General features: G+C 73.6%; 12 protein-coding genes. 4 read left to right on the plus strand and 8 right to left on the minus strand.

Annotated features, from left to right (window positions below):
- Positions 1-9: 9 nt before the first annotated feature.
- Positions 10-1080 (minus strand): PhoH family protein, encoded by a 1071-nt coding sequence (locus tag AC5K6T_RS03460; RefSeq protein ID WP_493205492.1) that lies wholly within the window; start codon positions 1078-1080, stop codon positions 10-12.
- 309 nt (positions 1081-1389) lie between these two features.
- Here AC5K6T_RS03460 and era point away from each other — a divergent pair, with 309 nt between their 5' ends.
- Positions 1390-2343: a GTPase Era gene (era, locus tag AC5K6T_RS03465; RefSeq protein WP_493205494.1), complete on the plus strand. Its 954-nt coding sequence runs from the start codon at positions 1390-1392 to the stop codon at positions 2341-2343.
- Positions 2344-2405: 62 nt separating this feature from the next.
- On the opposite strand, the gene AC5K6T_RS03470 is transcribed toward era, so the two are convergent.
- The 3 genes from AC5K6T_RS03470 to AC5K6T_RS03480 form a co-directional block, all read right to left on the minus strand.
- The gene (locus AC5K6T_RS03470; RefSeq protein ID WP_493205496.1) at positions 2406-3740 is read right to left on the minus strand and encodes a GH1 family beta-glucosidase; all 1335 of its coding nucleotides are present in this window, start codon (positions 3738-3740) and stop codon (positions 2406-2408) included.
- 157 nt (positions 3741-3897) lie between these two features.
- Positions 3898-4164 (minus strand): protealysin inhibitor emfourin, encoded by a 267-nt coding sequence (locus AC5K6T_RS03475; protein ID WP_493205497.1) that lies wholly within the window; start codon positions 4162-4164, stop codon positions 3898-3900.
- Between the two features lie 291 nt (positions 4165-4455).
- Positions 4456-5508 (minus strand): M4 family metallopeptidase, encoded by a 1053-nt coding sequence (locus AC5K6T_RS03480; RefSeq protein WP_493205499.1) that lies wholly within the window; start codon positions 5506-5508, stop codon positions 4456-4458.
- A 361-nt stretch (positions 5509-5869) separates the two neighbouring features.
- Between AC5K6T_RS03480 and leuA the strand changes: the two genes are divergently transcribed.
- From leuA to AC5K6T_RS03495, 3 genes are all read left to right on the plus strand, one after another.
- Entirely contained in the window at positions 5870-7591 is a 1722-nt protein-coding gene (gene leuA, locus AC5K6T_RS03485) for a 2-isopropylmalate synthase (RefSeq protein WP_493205501.1), read from the plus strand.
- Between the two features lie 185 nt (positions 7592-7776).
- The gene (locus tag AC5K6T_RS03490; protein WP_493205502.1) at positions 7777-8475 is read left to right on the plus strand and encodes a tellurite resistance TerB family protein; all 699 of its coding nucleotides are present in this window, start codon (positions 7777-7779) and stop codon (positions 8473-8475) included.
- A 190-nt stretch (positions 8476-8665) separates the two neighbouring features.
- Positions 8666-9853 carry a sialidase family protein gene (locus tag AC5K6T_RS03495; protein WP_493205504.1) on the plus strand — a complete coding sequence of 396 codons (1188 nt, stop codon included), beginning with the start codon at positions 8666-8668 and terminating at the stop codon, positions 9851-9853.
- Positions 9854-10438: 585 nt separating this feature from the next.
- Here the strand turns inward: AC5K6T_RS03495 and AC5K6T_RS03500 are convergent.
- From AC5K6T_RS03500 to AC5K6T_RS03515, 4 genes are read right to left on the minus strand one after another with little or no spacing between them, the layout of a single operon-like run.
- The gene (locus AC5K6T_RS03500) at positions 10439-11365 is read right to left on the minus strand and encodes a dihydrodipicolinate synthase family protein (RefSeq protein ID WP_493205506.1); all 927 of its coding nucleotides are present in this window, start codon (positions 11363-11365) and stop codon (positions 10439-10441) included.
- Positions 11362-12381, minus strand: coding sequence for an oligopeptide/dipeptide ABC transporter ATP-binding protein (locus tag AC5K6T_RS03505; RefSeq protein WP_493205508.1), 1020 nt, complete (start codon positions 12379-12381; stop codon positions 11362-11364). Before AC5K6T_RS03505 ends, AC5K6T_RS03500 begins: the two co-directional genes overlap by 4 nt.
- A complete protein-coding gene (locus tag AC5K6T_RS03510; protein WP_493205509.1) occupies positions 12378-14624 on the minus strand; it encodes a dipeptide/oligopeptide/nickel ABC transporter permease/ATP-binding protein in 2247 nt (748 codons plus the stop codon). The genes AC5K6T_RS03505 and AC5K6T_RS03510 overlap by 4 nt, the downstream gene beginning before the upstream one ends.
- Positions 14621-15583: an ABC transporter permease gene (locus AC5K6T_RS03515; RefSeq protein ID WP_493205511.1), complete on the minus strand. Its 963-nt coding sequence runs from the start codon at positions 15581-15583 to the stop codon at positions 14621-14623. The genes AC5K6T_RS03510 and AC5K6T_RS03515 overlap by 4 nt, the downstream gene beginning before the upstream one ends.
- Position 15584: the final 1 nt, after the last annotated feature.

Genomic DNA, 15584 nt, shown 5'->3' on the forward strand with positions numbered 1-15584 from the left:
GTGCTCGGTCTACTTCCCCTTGTGCCCGGCCTTGCCCCGGCCGCCCCTGTGCGCGCCGTTCTCCGTGCCGTGCTGGCTGTCGTACTTCTCGTACGCGTCGACGATACGGCCCACCAGCTTGTGCCGGACGACATCGTGCGACGACAGCCGGGAGAAATGGACGTCCTGCACTCCCTCCAGGATGTCCTGCACCTGACGCAGCCCCGACCGGGTGCCGCTCGGCAGGTCCACCTGCGTCACATCGCCCGTGATCACGATCTTCGAGTCGAAGCCGAGCCGGGTCAGGAACATCTTCATCTGCTCGGGGCTGGTGTTCTGCGCCTCGTCGAGGATGATGAAGGCGTCGTTCAGGGTGCGGCCGCGCATGTACGCCAGCGGGGCCACCTCGATCGTGCCGGCGGCCATCAGGCGCGGGATGGAGTCCGGGTCGAGCATGTCGTGCAGGGCGTCGTACAGGGGACGCAGGTAGGGGTCGATCTTCTCGTAGAGCGTGCCGGGCAGGAAGCCGAGCCGCTCGCCGGCCTCGACCGCCGGGCGGGTCAGGATGATGCGGTTGACCTGCTTGGACTGCAGGGCCTGTACGGCCTTGGCCATGGCGAGATACGTCTTGCCGGTGCCGGCGGGGCCGATGCCGAAGACGACGGTGTGCTTGTCGATGGCGTCGACGTACCGCTTCTGGTTGAGGGTCTTGGGGCGGATGGTGCGGCCGCGCGAGGACAGGATGTTCTGGGTGAGGACCGCGGCCGGGGTCTCCTGCTCCGGGCCCTCGCCGTCGCCGCCCGATCTCAGCATGGCGATCGAGCGTTCCACGGCGTCCTCCGTCATCGGCTGCCCGGTGCGGAGCACCAGCATCATCTCGTCGAACAGGCGCTGTATCAGGGCGACTTCCACCGCGTCGCCGACCGCGCTGATCTCATTGCCCCGGACGTGGATGTCGGCCGCCGGGAAGGCCTTCTCGATCACCCGCAGCAGGGAGTCGCCGGATCCCAGCACGGTGACCATCGGGTGCTGGGCGGGAACGGTGAACCGGGCTCGGGCCTGCCCCTGCGCGGGGGTGTGAGCTGTGGGTGACTGAGTCATGGGCCGGCGCTGAAGGCCTGCACATCCTCCTCTGCGGCGTCCGCCGCGTGACACGCGTTCGTCTGGTGCAATCCAGCCTACGACTCCCCGGTGACATCGCCGAGGGCTTTTCCGCAGCCGGAGGCCCGGCGATGCCGCTCCGTGACCCGCGGGTGGCGGGCCGCGCCCGTGACAGGCCGGGGAGCGGGCCGTGCCCGGTCCCCGGGGGGCCGGTCCGGCCGGCCCCGACGGGGGTCCGCGCGGGCGGGCGCGGGCGGGCCGGGGGTGCGTGGTGCGGCGGGCACCCGGGGATCAGGGAGAATGGGCGGCATGAGCGTTCGCACCCAGTCATCCGAACAGCCGGCCGAGGACGTCCACCGGGCCGGTTTCGCGTGCTTCGTGGGACGGCCCAACGCGGGCAAGTCCACCCTGACGAACGCTCTGGTCGGGCAGAAGGTGGCGATCACCTCGAACCGGCCCCAGACCACGCGCCACACCGTGCGGGGCATCGTGCACCGCCCGGACGCGCAGCTGATCCTGGTCGACACCCCCGGCCTGCACAAACCGCGCACCCTGCTGGGCGAGCGGCTGAACGACGTGGTGCGCACCACCTGGGCCGAGGTCGACGTGATCGGCTTCTGCCTGCCCGCCGACCAGAAGATCGGGCCCGGCGACCGGTTCATCGCCAAGGAGCTGGCCGGGATCAGGAAGACGCCGAAGATCGCCGTCGTCACCAAGTCGGACCTGGTGGACGGCAGGGCGCTGGCCGAGCAGCTCATCGCCGTCGACCAGCTCGGCAAGGAGCTGGGCTTCGAGTGGGCGGAGATCGTCCCGGTGTCGGCCGTCGGGGACAAGCAGGTCGCCCTGCTCGCCGACCTGCTCGTGCCGCTGCTGCCACAGGGCCCGGCCCTGTATCCCGAGGGCGACCTGACGGACGAGCCCGAGCAGGTCATGGTGGCCGAGCTGATCCGCGAGGCCGCCCTGGAGGGGGTGCGCGACGAGCTGCCGCACTCCATCGCCGTCGTCGTGGAGGAGATGCTGCCGCGCGAGGACCGGCCCGCCGACAAGCCGCTGCTCGACATCCACGCCAACGTCTACATCGAGCGGCCCAGCCAGAAGGGCATCATCATCGGCCCCAAGGGCAAGCGGCTGAAGGACGTCGGCATCAAGTCCCGCAAGCAGATCGAGGCCCTGCTGGGCACGCCCGTCTTCCTGGACCTGCATGTGAAGGTCGCCAAGGACTGGCAGCGGGACCCCAAGCAGCTCCGTCGGCTGGGCTTCTGAGCCGCACGCCCGGTCCCGGACCCGCCCGGGTCCGACCGTGCGGGCCCGACCGTGCGGGCGCGTCACCGCTGGGCGCGCAGCATGTCCCGGTACCAGGCGTACGACGCCTTCGGGGTGCGGGCCAGGGTGGCGAAGTCCACGTGCACCAGGCCGAAGCGGCGCGCGTAGCCCTCCGCCCACTCGAAGTTGTCCAGCAGCGACCACACGAAGTAGCCGCGGACGTCCACCCCGGCCCGCACGGCCGCGTGCAGGGCCCGGACGTGGCCGTCGAGGTAGGCGATGCGGTCCCGGTCGTCGACGCCCTCGTAGGAGCAGCCGTTCTCGGTGATGACGACGGGCGGGAGGCGGTCGGCGTAGCGGTCGCGGAAGGCGGTGAGCAGTTCGGTGAGGGCGTCCGGGACCACCGGCCAGCCGAAGTCCGTCACCGGAACGCCGGTGATCTCGCGGACGGAGAAGGGCAGTCCGGCCGGCATCCGGACGCCGCCGAAGTCGGTCCCGGTGCCCTGCGGGGCGCCCACCCGGGTCGGTGCGTAGTAGTTGACGCCGTACCAGTCGAGGGGCTGCCCGATCACCTTCAGGTCGGCCTCGACGTCTCCGGGGCCGCCGGGCATCAGTTCGGCGATGCCCTCCGGGTAGCGGCCCAGCAGCACGGGGTCGGCGAACAGGCGGTTGAGCAGCAGGTCGTAGAAGTCCGCCGCCTCCAGGTCGGCCGGTTCGCGGGAGGCGGGCCAGGCCGGGCCGTGGGAGTTGGCGATGCCGATGTCCGAGACGCCGGCCGCGCGCAGTGCCTGTACGGCCAGGCCGTGGGCGAGGAGCTGGTGGTGGGCGACCGGCAGCGCGTCGAACAGCAGCCGGCTGCCCGGAGCGTGGACGCCGAGGGCGTGTCCCAGCAGGGTGTGTTCGGCGGGTTCGTTGAGGGTGATCCATTTCTGCACGCGGTCCCCGAGCCGTTCGACGGTGTCCGCCGCGTACTCCGCGAGCCGATGGGCGGTGTCCCGCTCGCGCCAGTCCAGGCCGGCGGGCAGGTCCCAGTGGAAGAGGGTGGGCACGGGGCGGACGCCCGCGGCGCACAGCTCGTCCACGAGGCGGTCGTAGAAGTCCAGGCCGCCGGCGGAGCGGGCGCGCGGCCAGGACACCGAGAAGCGGTACGCGTCCACGCCGAGGCCGGCCAGCAGGGCCACGTCCTCGCGGTAGCGGTGGTAGTGGTCGCAGGCCACGTCGGCCGTCGAGCCGTCCTTGATCCGGCCGGGCTCGGCCGTGAAGACGTCCCACACGGACGCCTCGCGGCGGTCCGCGGCGCCCTCGATCTGATGGGCGGAGGTCGACACGCCCCACAGGAAACCGGACGGGAAGCGGGGCATCGGGTCGCGCTCTTCGGTCACCATGCGCCGGATCATCCGTACCGCCGGTGACGGAAGTCAACGGGGCGGCCGCGGAAGGCCCGCGGAAGCCGACGGGCGGCCGGGGAGGCGGCCGGGCCCCGGCGCGGCGCGGCTCGGCGGGCGGGGCGCGGAGGCGTCGGCGCCGGGCGGCGGTGTGGCGCGGGGAGGAGCGTCAGGCGCCTTCCTCGAGGACTCTGCTGATCAGCGTGCGCTGGTCGTCGGTCAGCCGCGGGTCCGCGCAGTAGACGGTGACGTCGTCCAGGGTGATCTGGTAGCTGAAGCCGTCGGGCACGCCGACCGGCGGCACGTCCCGTCCGTCGGCGAGCACGCGCTCGGCGAGGTCGTGCCACTGCCGGGCGTCGGCGCGGCCGGTGGTGTCCAGCTCGGCGTGCCGCTCGATGCCGCCGAACCCGCCCGTCCGCCTCACCAGAATCCGCATGATTCCTGTCTAGTACGGATCGGCCCGCCGTGCACGTCCGCCGTGCACGTCCGCCGTGCCCGTCCGCCGTGCCCGTCCGCCGTGCCCGTCCGCCGGGGACCCCCCTGGGGCGGGCGCCCGCCCCAGGGGAGTCGCGCGCCCGCCCCGTGGGAGCCGCCCGGCCGCCGTACGCGCTGCTGGGGCCTGCCCGGCGTCCGCGCGGCACCTGGGGCGTGCACCTGGGATGTCCCCCTGGGGGTGCACCTGGGTGTGCACCTGGGGTGTGCACCTGGGGGTGCACCTGGGCGGCATCTAGGCGGTGAGGACGCCGACCTCCTCCCAGGCCTTGCTGACGGCCTGGAGTTCCGCGCCGTCGCGGTAGCGGTCGGCGGCCGCCTCGACGGTGAGCGCGGCGAAGTCCGTGAACTGGGCGTCCTCCGTCAGCCTGCCGCCGGTCAGGACGTCGTACCAGATGCGGCCCGCCCGCTCCCAGGCGTGGCCGCCGAGGGCGGTGGCGGCGAGGTAGAAGGCGTGGTTGGGGATGCCGGAGTTGATGTGGACGCCGCCGTTGTCGCGCCCGGTGTGGACGTAGTCGTCCATCGTCGCGGGCTGCGGGTCCTTGCCGAGGACGTCGTCGTCGTAGGCGGTGCCGGGGGCCTTCATCGAGCGCAGGGCGGTGCCGGTGACCCGGGGGGCGAGCAGGCCGGCGCCGATCAGCCAGTCGGCCTCCCCGGCGGTCTGGCCGAGGGTGCGCTGCTTGATCAGGGAGCCGAACACGTCGGACATCGACTCGTTGAGGGCGCCGGACTGGCCGAAGTAGGCGAGGTTGGCGGTGTACTGGGTGACGCCGTGGGCGAGTTCGTGGCCGATGACGTCGACGGGGAGGGTGAAGTCGAGGAAGATCTCGCCGTCGCCGTCGCCGAACACCATCTGCGAGCCGTTCCAGAAGGCGTTGTTGTAGTCGCGCGCGTAGTGGACGGTGGCGTCCAGCGGCAGACCCCGTCCGTCGACGGAGTCGCGGTCGAAGGCGTCGAGGAACAGCTCGTACGTCGCGCCGAGGCCGGCGTAGGCGCGGTTGACGGAGGCGTCGGTGCCGGGCTCCTCGCCCTCCGCGCGGACCCGCTCGCCGGGCAGGCCGGTGCGGTGGCGGGCGTCGTACACCGTGCGGCGCGGGGTGCGGGGCTCCGCCTCGTCGGGCGGGGTGGCCGCGGGCGCGCCGATCACCGTGGTCAGACGGCGCTGGGTGCGCTCGAAGGCGTCGCGCTGGAGGGTCCGCCGGGCGGGTCCGGCGAGCGCGGGGTCCTCGGACCGGGCGAGCCGGTCGAGGACGTGCGGCGGGACGATGGTGCAGAAGACGGTCGTCATGCCGGGCACCATCGCACCGGGCCACCGGGCTGTCACCACCTGCAACCATGATTGGTGAAATGTGGGGATGCGGCCGCCCTTGACGGTTGCGCTGTGCTACACCCCGGGCCCCGGACCCCTGCCCGCCGGGCCGAATGTGAAGAAGCGCACCTTTTGTCCGGTATGGGGTCGCGGTCCCGCATACTGATACGCACCGCCGCACCCGGGGAGGCTCGGCTAGCATGCTGCGCATCATGCGTTTCGGGCTGCTTCTTCTTAGCTGCCGCGGCGAGGGCCTGTAGTCCAGGTCGACTCCCTCCCCGCGGAGCTTGGCGTTGCCTCGTCGGCCGTCCTTCCGGACACCCCAAGGAGCCCCGCACCCATGGCGAACCGCCAGCAGCCCAGCACCATGCCGGTCCACAAGTACGGCCGCTACGAGCAGGTCGACATCCCCGACCGGACCTGGCCCGACCGGCGGATCACGGCAGCCCCCCGCTGGCTCTCCACCGACCTGCGCGACGGCAACCAGGCCCTGATCGACCCGATGTCCCCCGAGCGCAAGCGGCGCATGTTCGACCAGCTCGTCGCGATGGGCTACAAGGAGATCGAGGTCGGCTTCCCCTCCTCCGGCCAGACCGACTTCGACTTCGTGCGCTCCATCATCGAGGAGCCCGGGGCGATCCCCGACGACGTCACCATCTCGGTGCTCACCCAGGCCCGCGAGGACCTGATCGAGCGGACCGTGGAGTCCCTGAAGGGCGCCCGCCGCGCCACGGTCCACCTGTACAACGCCACCGCCCCGGTGTTCCGCCGGGTCGTCTTCCGCGGTTCGAAGGACGACATCAAGCAGATCGCCGTCGACGGCACCCGCCTGGTCGTCGAGTACGCCGAGAAGCTGCTGGGTCCCGAGACGGAGTTCGGCTACCAGTACAGCCCGGAGATCTTCACCGACACCGAACTGGACTTCGCGCTGGAGGTCTGCGAGGCGGTGATGGACGTCTACCAGCCCGGACCGGGCCGCGAGATCATCCTGAACCTGCCCGCCACCGTGGAGCGGTCGACGCCGTCCACGCACGCGGACCGCTTCGAGTGGATGCACCGCAACCTGTCCCGTCGCGAGTACGTCTGCCTGTCCGTGCACCCGCACAACGACCGCGGCACCGCCGTCGCCGCCGCCGAGCTGGCCCTGATGGCCGGCGCCGACCGCGTCGAGGGCTGCCTGTTCGGGCAGGGCGAGCGGACCGGCAACGTCGACCTGGTCACCCTGGGCATGAACCTGTTCTCCCAGGGCGTCGACCCGCAAGTCGACTTCTCCCGCATCGACGAGATCCGCCGTACCTGGGAGTACTGCAACCAGATGGAGGTCCACCCGCGCCACCCGTACGTGGGCGACCTGGTCTACACGTCCTTCTCCGGCTCCCACCAGGACGCCATCAAGAAGGGCTTCGACGCCATGGAGGCCGAGGCGGCCGCGCGGGGCGTCGGCGTCGACGACATCGAGTGGGCCGTCCCCTACCTGCCCATCGACCCCAAGGACGTCGGCCGCTCCTACGAGGCGGTCATCCGGGTCAACTCCCAGTCCGGCAAGGGCGGCGTCGCCTACGTCCTGAAGAACGACCACAAGCTGGACCTGCCCCGCCGGATGCAGATCGAGTTCTCCCGGCTCATCCAGGCGAAGACGGACGCCGAGGGCGGCGAGATCACCCCGAAGGACATCTGGGCGGTCTTCCAGGACGAGTACCTGCCGAATCCGGACAACCCGTGGGGCCGCATCCAGGTCCGCACCGGCCAGTCGACCACCGACACCGACGGCGTGGACACGCTCCATGTGGAGGCCACGGTGGACGGCGCCGACACCGTCCTGTCCGGTACCGGCAACGGTCCGATCTCGGCCTTCTTCGACGCCCTGCAGTCCATCGGCATCGACGTACGCCTGCTGGACTACCAGGAGCACACGATGAGCGAGGGTGCCTCCGCGCAGGCCGCCTCCTACATCGAATGCGCCATCGACGGCAAGGTTCTGTGGGGCATCGGAATCGACGCGAACACGACCCGCGCGTCGCTGAAGGCGGTCGTCTCCGCCGTCAACCGCGCCGCTCGCTGACCTGGTCCGGCCCGCCGCCACCGCCCCGCCCGCCCCGTCCCGGGCGGGCGGGGCACCGTCGCATATCGGCCACCGGGAGGCGCAGGTCACGGAAAGGTCTCGTCCAGGGTGCTGACTACGCCTCCGTCATGTGGCTAACATCACGCCAGCGCGGCGATGCTGCCGCGGGGTCTAGGAGGTGCGACGTGCTGCCAGGACGGGGACGAGACGACCGGGCCCGCAAGGTCGCGCGCATCCTGGGCACCCGCACGGTGTGGACCGCCGTCGGCGACGGGCAGTTCTACTGCCCCGGCTGCGGCGGCGACCGCAACTACCAGCGGCTCACCGGCCGCCGCCGCTTCACCGTGCTGGGCGTGCCCGTCCTGGCCCGCGGCGAGACCGGCCCGGTCGTGGAGTGCGCCGCCTGCCGCCGCACCTACGGCACCGGCGCCCTCGACCACCCCACCACCAGCCGGTTCTCCGCGATGCTGCGGGACGCCGTGCACACCGTCGCCCTCGCGGTGCTGGCGGCCGGCGGCGGACCGCGCACCCGGCTCGCCCTCGGCGCCGCCGCCGACGCCGTCCGCCGGGCCGGCTTCGACGACTGCACCGAGGAGCAGCTCGACGCCCTCGTCGAAGCGCTCGCCGCGGACACCGGCCGGGTCCACGGTGCGCCCTGCGGGCCCGGTCTGGCCATAGAGCTGCACGAGGCACTCGACCCGCTGGCGCCGCACCTCGCACCGGCCGGCCGTGACGCGGTCCTCCTCCAGGGCGCCCGGATCGCCCTCGCCGACGGACCGTACACACCGGCCGAGCGCGAGGTGCTCGCCACGGTGGGCTCCGCGCTGACCATCGACACGGAGGGCGTCACCCGTCTGCTCGCGGCAGCCTGCACCCCGTCCTGACGCCGTCCCGTTCCGGGGCTCGGGTTCCGCCGCCCGCGCCGCGCACCCTGCCCTCGTCGCCGGGTGGAGCGGGCCGTCGCACGCCTGGGCCCGGAGACGGTGACGCACGCAACGACGGAACGGAGAAAATACTACGATCCGTCAGAAACCGTGCGATCATCGGGGTCTCCACCACCCCTGAGGGAGAGGGATGTCCCGACTGAGCCGCACCCTCCTGGTCGCCGCCGTGCTTCTCGGCCCCCTCGCCGCCCCGATGTCCGTCTCCGCCGCGGCCGGCTGCTCGGGGTCCGTCCCCTACGTCTCCGGGCAGGGCGGCTACGCCACCTACCGCGTCCCCGCCGTGGTCACCACCGGCCGCGGCACCGTCCTGGCCTTCGCCGAGGGCCGCCGCGACGGGGCCGGCGACACCGGCACCATCGACGTGGTGCTGCGCCGCTCCACCGACGGCGGCTGCACCTGGGGCCCGCTCACCGTCGTGGCCCCCGGCGGCGGCGACACCCGCGGCAACCCGGCCCCCGTCGTCGACCCGCGCACCGACACCGTCGTCCTCGTCACCTCCTACAACAGCGGATCGGTGACCGAGGCGCAGATCATGCGCGGGGAGGTCACCGAGGCGCAGAGCCGCAGGGTGTTCGTGCAGCACAGCTGGGACGACGGCCGCCGCTTCACACCGCCCCACGAGATCACCGCGCAGGTCAAACGCCCCGGCTGGCGCTGGTACGCCACCGGGCCCGGCCATGCCGTCGCCCTCACCTCGGGCCCGCACGCCGGGCGCCTGGTCGTGCCCGCCAACCACTCGGCCGCCCCGCCCGCCGGCTCCACCGACACCGGTCAGGAACCCCGCTACTACGGCGGCCACGCCCTCTACAGCGACGACGGCGGAGCCAGCTGGCGGCTGGGCTTCGTCGACGACGTCTACGACGGGTTCGTCAACGCCAACGAGACCAGCGCCACCCAGCTGACCGACGGCCGCCTGTACTTCTCCGCCCGCGACCAGCACGGCCTGTCCACCGGCAACCGCCTCGACAGCCACTCCGCCGACGGCGGCGAGACCCTGGAGCGGCCCTATGCCGTCCAGCCCACCCTCAACGACGTGCCGGTCGTCCAGGCGAGCGTGCTGCAACTGGACGGCCCCGGAGCCCCCCTGCTCTTCTCCGGCCCCTCGGTGCCCACCGCCCGCCGGTCCCTCGCCGTCTGGCGCTCCACCGACGGCGGGCGCACCTTCACCAAGGTGCTCACCCTCACCGACCGCAAAGCCGCCTACTCCGACCTGACCCGCCTCGACAAGAGCACCGTGGGCGTCCTCTACGAGACCGGCAAGGAAAGCCCCTACGAAACCATCGAGTTCCGCAGACTCCCCTCCGCCCTCCTCTTCTGACCCCTCCGGCCCCCACCCCCAGAGCCGCGCCCAACACCCCCACCCACCCCTCACGCCACCCGGCCCCACACCCTCAGGGGCGCGGGGAACGGCGCACCCAGCCACGACGGCGCGGCAGCCGCGACGGGAGCGCGGCCCCCGCTCACTCTTCACGCCGCCCGGCGCCACACCCTCAGGGGCGCGGGGAACTGCGCGCCCAGCCACGACGGCGCCGCATTCGCCCACGAAGGGGCGCGGGGAACGGCGCACCCGACCACGACGGCGCGGCAGCCGCTCACGAAGGGGCGCGGGGAACTGCGCACCCGACCACGACGGCGCCGCATTCGCTCACGAAGGGGCGCGGGGAACTGCGCACGCGACCACGACGGCGCGGCAGCTGCGACGGGAGCGCGGCCCCCGCTCACTCTTCACGCCGCCCGGCGCCACACCCTCAGGGGCGCGGGGAACTGCGCGCCCAGCCACGACGGCGCCGCATTCGCCCACGAAGGGGCGCGGGGAACTGCGCACCCGACCACGACGGCGCCGAGGCCCGCCAAGACGGGCACCACCCCCAGCGAAGGCCCCGCCCCCCCCAAGCGGCCAGCGCTAAAGCAGGCCCACCGCAGCAAGCACCTTCCCCACCCGCTCCACCTCCGCCGCGGAGAGCCCCACCTGCGGCTCGGCCGTGACCGGACAGTCGATCACCCCCCGCAGATGCAGGGCCGCCTTGAACGCCCCCAGCGCCGAGGAGCTCGGCCCCATACGCGCGGGGTCACCCACCCCGACCATGCCGAACAGCACGCACAACCGCTCCTGCTCGGCCCGCGCCCGCTCCCAGTCGCCCGCCCGGCACAGCCGGAACAACCGCACGTACCCCTCGGGGTCCACGTTCGCCAGCCCCGGCACCGCCCCGTCCGCGCCCAGCGCGAGCGCCGCGTCGGCGACCACCTCCGAGCCGGTGAGCACCGAGAACCCCGGCAGGGCCCGCGCCCCGGCGGCGACCTCGCGGAAGGCGCCCAGATCGCCGCTGGAGTCCTTCAGCCCGGCCAGCACGCCCTCCGCCGCCAGCTCCAGCACCAGCCCACCGGGGAGCTTGGTGTGCACCGCGGTGGGGATGTCGTAGGCCACCACCGGGACCGGGGACGCGGCTGCGACCAGGCGGTAGTGGCGGGCGATCTCGGCCGGGTGGGTGCGGGCGTAGAACGGGGCGGTGACGACCACTCCGTCCGCGCCCGCCTCCGCCGCGGCGGCCACCTGCTCGCGCACCCGCCCGGTCGTCATGTCGATCGCGCCCGCCAGCACCGGCAGCCGCCCGCCCGCGTGGTCCACCGCCGCCCGCACCACCAGCCCGCGCTGCCGGTCGGTCAGGAACGCCGCCTCCGAGGTCGACCCCAGCACGAACAGTCCGCTCACGCCGCCCGCCACCAGATGGTCGATCAGCCGGTGCAGCGAGGTCACGTCCACCTCGCCGTCCGGGGTCAGCGGTGTGCACACGGGCGGTACGACACCGGACAGCGGGACGGGCAGCGTCATGGGGACTCCCGGGGGCGGCTCTGGGCGGCGAGATCGCGGGTCGACTCGTCCTCCTGCACAGGATGGTGACATCGGAAGCGGTGATCTGTCCCGTAAGGGGCGGAGAAGTCCGGCATGGTGGCGGAGCACGGTTCGTCCGCTTTCCAGCAGCGGGTGCGGAAGGGGCACCCGCTGGGCGGCCGGGACGCCGACGGCACCGGGCCGCTCAGCGTGATCGGCTCCGCCGGGGCCAGCAGCCCGGGCGCGGCGGAGAACAGCGCCCGGGTGTACGGGTGCCGCGCCCGGTCGGCGACGCGCGCGGCCGGGCACTCCTCCACGATGCGGCCCAGGTACATGGTGATCACCCGGTCGCTCATCCGCCGCACCGTCTGGATGTCGTGCGAGACGAACACCAGGGCCAGCCCGAGCCGCTCCTTCAGGTCCAGCAGCAGGTTCAGGATCTGCGCGCGCACCGACACGTCCAGCGCGCTGGTGGGCTCGTCGGCCACCACCAGGCCCGGCTCCAGCGCCAGCGCGCGGGCGATCGCCACCCGCTGGCGCTGTCCGCCGGACAGGCTCCCCGGCAGCGCGTCGCCCAGCGCGGGTGCCAGGCCCACCAGTGCCATCAGCTCCCGCACCCGCGCCTCGCGGTCCCGGGCGGTGCCGAAGCCGTGCACGTCGAGCGGGTCGCGCAGGATCCGCCGTACCGGCAGCCGCCGGTTCAGCGCCGTCGACGGGTCCTGGAACACCATCCCGACCGACCGGCCGACCAGGGCCCGGCGTTCGGCCGCCGGCACCGCCCACAGGTCGCGGCCCCGGAACGCCACCGAGCCGGCCGTCGGCCGCTCCACTCCCACCAGCACCTTCGCCAGGGTCGACTTCCCGCAGCCGGACTCGCCGACCACGCCGACCGTCTCGCCCGGCGCGACGGACAGGGACGCACCCGTCAGCGCGTACACCCGGTCGCGGCGCAGCAGGCCGCCGCCGCGAGCCCGGTGCACGACGGCCACGTCGGTCAGCTCCGCCAGCGCGCTCATGCCGGCACCTCGCCCCACGGGCCGGCGGCCGGATCGACGGCGGGCCGGTGACAGGCGACCCGGTGGGCGGGCGGGCCGGCCGGCTGCGGGACCACCGAGCGGCACAGCGCGTCGGCCCGGTCGCAGCGGTCGGCGAACCGGCAGCCGTCCGGGAAGTCCGCCGGGGCGGGCACCATCCCCCCGATCTGCGTCAGCCGTGCGTCGGCGGACTCCAGGGACAGCACGCTGCCGAGCAGCCCCCGCGTGTAGGGGTGGGCGGGCGCCCCCACCAGTTCGGCGGTCACGCCCGACTCCACGATCTGCCCGCCGTACATCACCACCACCCGGTCGGTGACGTCGGCCACCAGCGCCAGGTCGTGCGAGACCAGGACCAGCGCGAAGCCCAGCTCCCGGCGCAGTTCCAGCAGCAGCCGCATCACCTGGGCCTGGACGGTCACGTCCAGCGCGGTGGTCGGCTCGTCGGCGATGATCAGTTTCGGGTCCCGGGACAGCGCCATGGCGATCAGGACGCGCTGGCGCTGACCGCCGGACAGCTCGTGCGGGTAGCTGCGCAGGGTGCGCCGCGGGTCCAGGCCGACCAGCTCCAGCAGTGCGGCGGGGCTGCGGCGGCCGCCCCGCCGCACCACCTGCCGCAGCTGGGCCCGTACGGTCATCGCCGGGTTCAGCGACGACAGGGCGTCCTGGTGGACCATGGCCATCTCGTGGCCCAGCAGCCGCCGCCGCTCCCTGGCCGGTGCGGCCGTCAGGTCCCGTCCCCGGAAGGCGATCCGGCCGCGTACCCGGGCGCCCCGGGGCGCGAGGCCCATCACGGTGAGCGTCGTCAGCGACTTGCCGCAGCCGGACTCGCCGACCAGACCGAGCACCTCGCCGGGGCGCACCTCGAAGCCGGCTCCGGCGACCACGTCCACCCCGCGGTGACGGCCGGGGAAGCCGATGCGGAGGTCCTCGACGGCGAGTACGGGTTCCCCGGCGGGCAGCGGCCGGGCCCGGGACCGCAGCCGTTCGGCGGCGGCCCGCAGCGCGGGCAGGGGCAGGGTGCCGTCCGGGGGGAGCGGGGCGCCGGGCCCCGGTCCGCCACCGGGGGAGGGGACGGGTGCGGGCTCCGCCGGGAGGGGAGCGGAGCCGGGCCGGACAGGGGCCCCGGCGGGCTCCCCGGGCGCGGCGGGAGGAGTCGGCGCGGAGGGCCCGGTGGAGGGCCCGGCGGACGGTGCGGCGGACGGTGCGGCGGACGCGGCCGGCGCGGAAGGAGCGGCCGGCCTCCCGGTGGACGGCGTCGGCGCGGGGGGCCCGGAGGCCGGTGCGGAAGCAGCAGCAGAAGCCGGCGCAGAAGCCGGCGCAGAAGCCGGCGCGGAGGCCGGGGCAGGTGCGGGCGCCGGGGCCGCCCAGGCGTCGGACACGCCCTCGGACAGGACGTTCAGCGCCAGCACGGTCGCCAGCATCAGCAGCCCCGGGAACACGGTCGCCCACCAGCCGCCGGTCAGGACCATGTTCTTGCCGTCGGCGAGAACACTGCCCCAGGACGGGTCCGGGGGCCGCACCCCGGCCCCGACGAAGGACAGCGATGCCTCGAACACGATCGCCTCGGCCACCTGCACGGTGCAGAACACCAGGACCGGGGCGAGGCAGTTGACCGCCACGTGCCGGACGACGATGTGCGGGGTGCGGGCGCCGATCACCCGCTCGGCGGTCACGTAGTCCTCGCCGTACTGGTCGAGGACGTTGGCCCGCACCACCCGCGCCACCGGCGGCGTGAACAGGAAGGCGATGGCGCAGATCAGCACCGTGATGCCGCCGCCGAACACCGCGACCAGGACCGCCGCGAGCGCGATCCCCGGGAACGCCATCACCACGTCCAGACAGCGCATCAGCGTCTCGTCGACCCGCTTGCGGGACGTCGCCGCGACCGCGCCGAGCAGCGCCCCCGCCACCAGGGCCAGCAGGGTCGCGCCCAGCCCGATGGCGAGCGACCACCGCGCCCCGTGCATCAGGCGGCTCATGACGTCCCGGCCGAGGCTGTCCTGGCCCATCCAGTGCGCGGCCGACGGATGCCCGCTGCCGTCGGTGAGCGGCTGCTGGTCCAGCGGGTCGTACGGGGCGAGCAGCGGGGCCAGCACGGCGGTCAGGGCGACCACCGCGAGCAGCCACACCGCGGCCTTCGACGGCCGTGGCAACTGCCGCAGGCGGCGCGCCCGGACCCCGCCCGGCCGGCTGAGCGCCTCGGTCAGACGCCTGCGCGTGATCACGGGCTCGCCTCCCTCAGGCGCGGGTTGACCAGCAGATGGAGCACGTCGATCACGAGGTTGACCACGACGAAGCCGGCGGCGGTGGTCAGCACGACGCCCTGCACGACGGCCGGGTCGCCGTTGCGCACGGCGTCGATCATCAGCTTGCCCATGCCCGGCAGTGCGAAGACGGTCTCGATGACGACCGCGCCGCCGAGCAGGTAGCCGACCCGCAGCCCGAGCACGGTCAGCGGGTTGACCAGCGCGTTGCGCAGCACGTTCCGGCCGACCACCACGCGGGGCGGCAGTCCGCTGCCGATCGCGGTGCGCACGTAGTCCTTGTCGAGCTCCTCCACCATCGAGGTGCGCACCACCCGGGTGAGCTGGGCGGCGACCGGCAGGGACAGCGCGAGCGCCGGCAGCGCCATGGTGCGCAGCCAGCCGGTGACCGAGTCGGCCGGGTTGATGTAGCCGCCGGAGGGGAACCAGCCGAGTTCCACCGCCAGGTACTGGATCATCAGCAGGGCCAGCCAGAAGCCGGGCGCGGCGACACCGACCAGCGACACCACGCGGATGAACTGGTCGGCCGCCCGGCCCCGGTGGAGGGCGGCGGCGACCCCGCCGAGCAGGGCCAGCACCATCGCGACGGCGAGCCCGAGGAAGGTCAGCTGGAGGGTGAGCGGCAGCGCGGTCGCCACCAGGTCCAGCACCGGCGCCCCGGTCAGCGCGCTGGTGCCGAGGTCGCCGTGGAGGAGGCCGCCGACGAAGTGGACGTAACGCACGGGCAGCGGGTCGAGCAGGCCGTGCTGCTCGCGGAACGCGTGCAGCTGCTCGGGCGTCGGGTTGGCGCCCTGGAAGAACGCCGACGCCGGGTCCACGTCGGAGAACCGCATCACGACGAACACGAACAGGGCGATGCCCAGCAGCAGCGGCACCAGCAGCGCCACACGGCGGGCGAGGATGACGAGCACGGTGGTCACG

This window comes from Streptomyces sp. B8-7 (assembly GCF_058833805.1).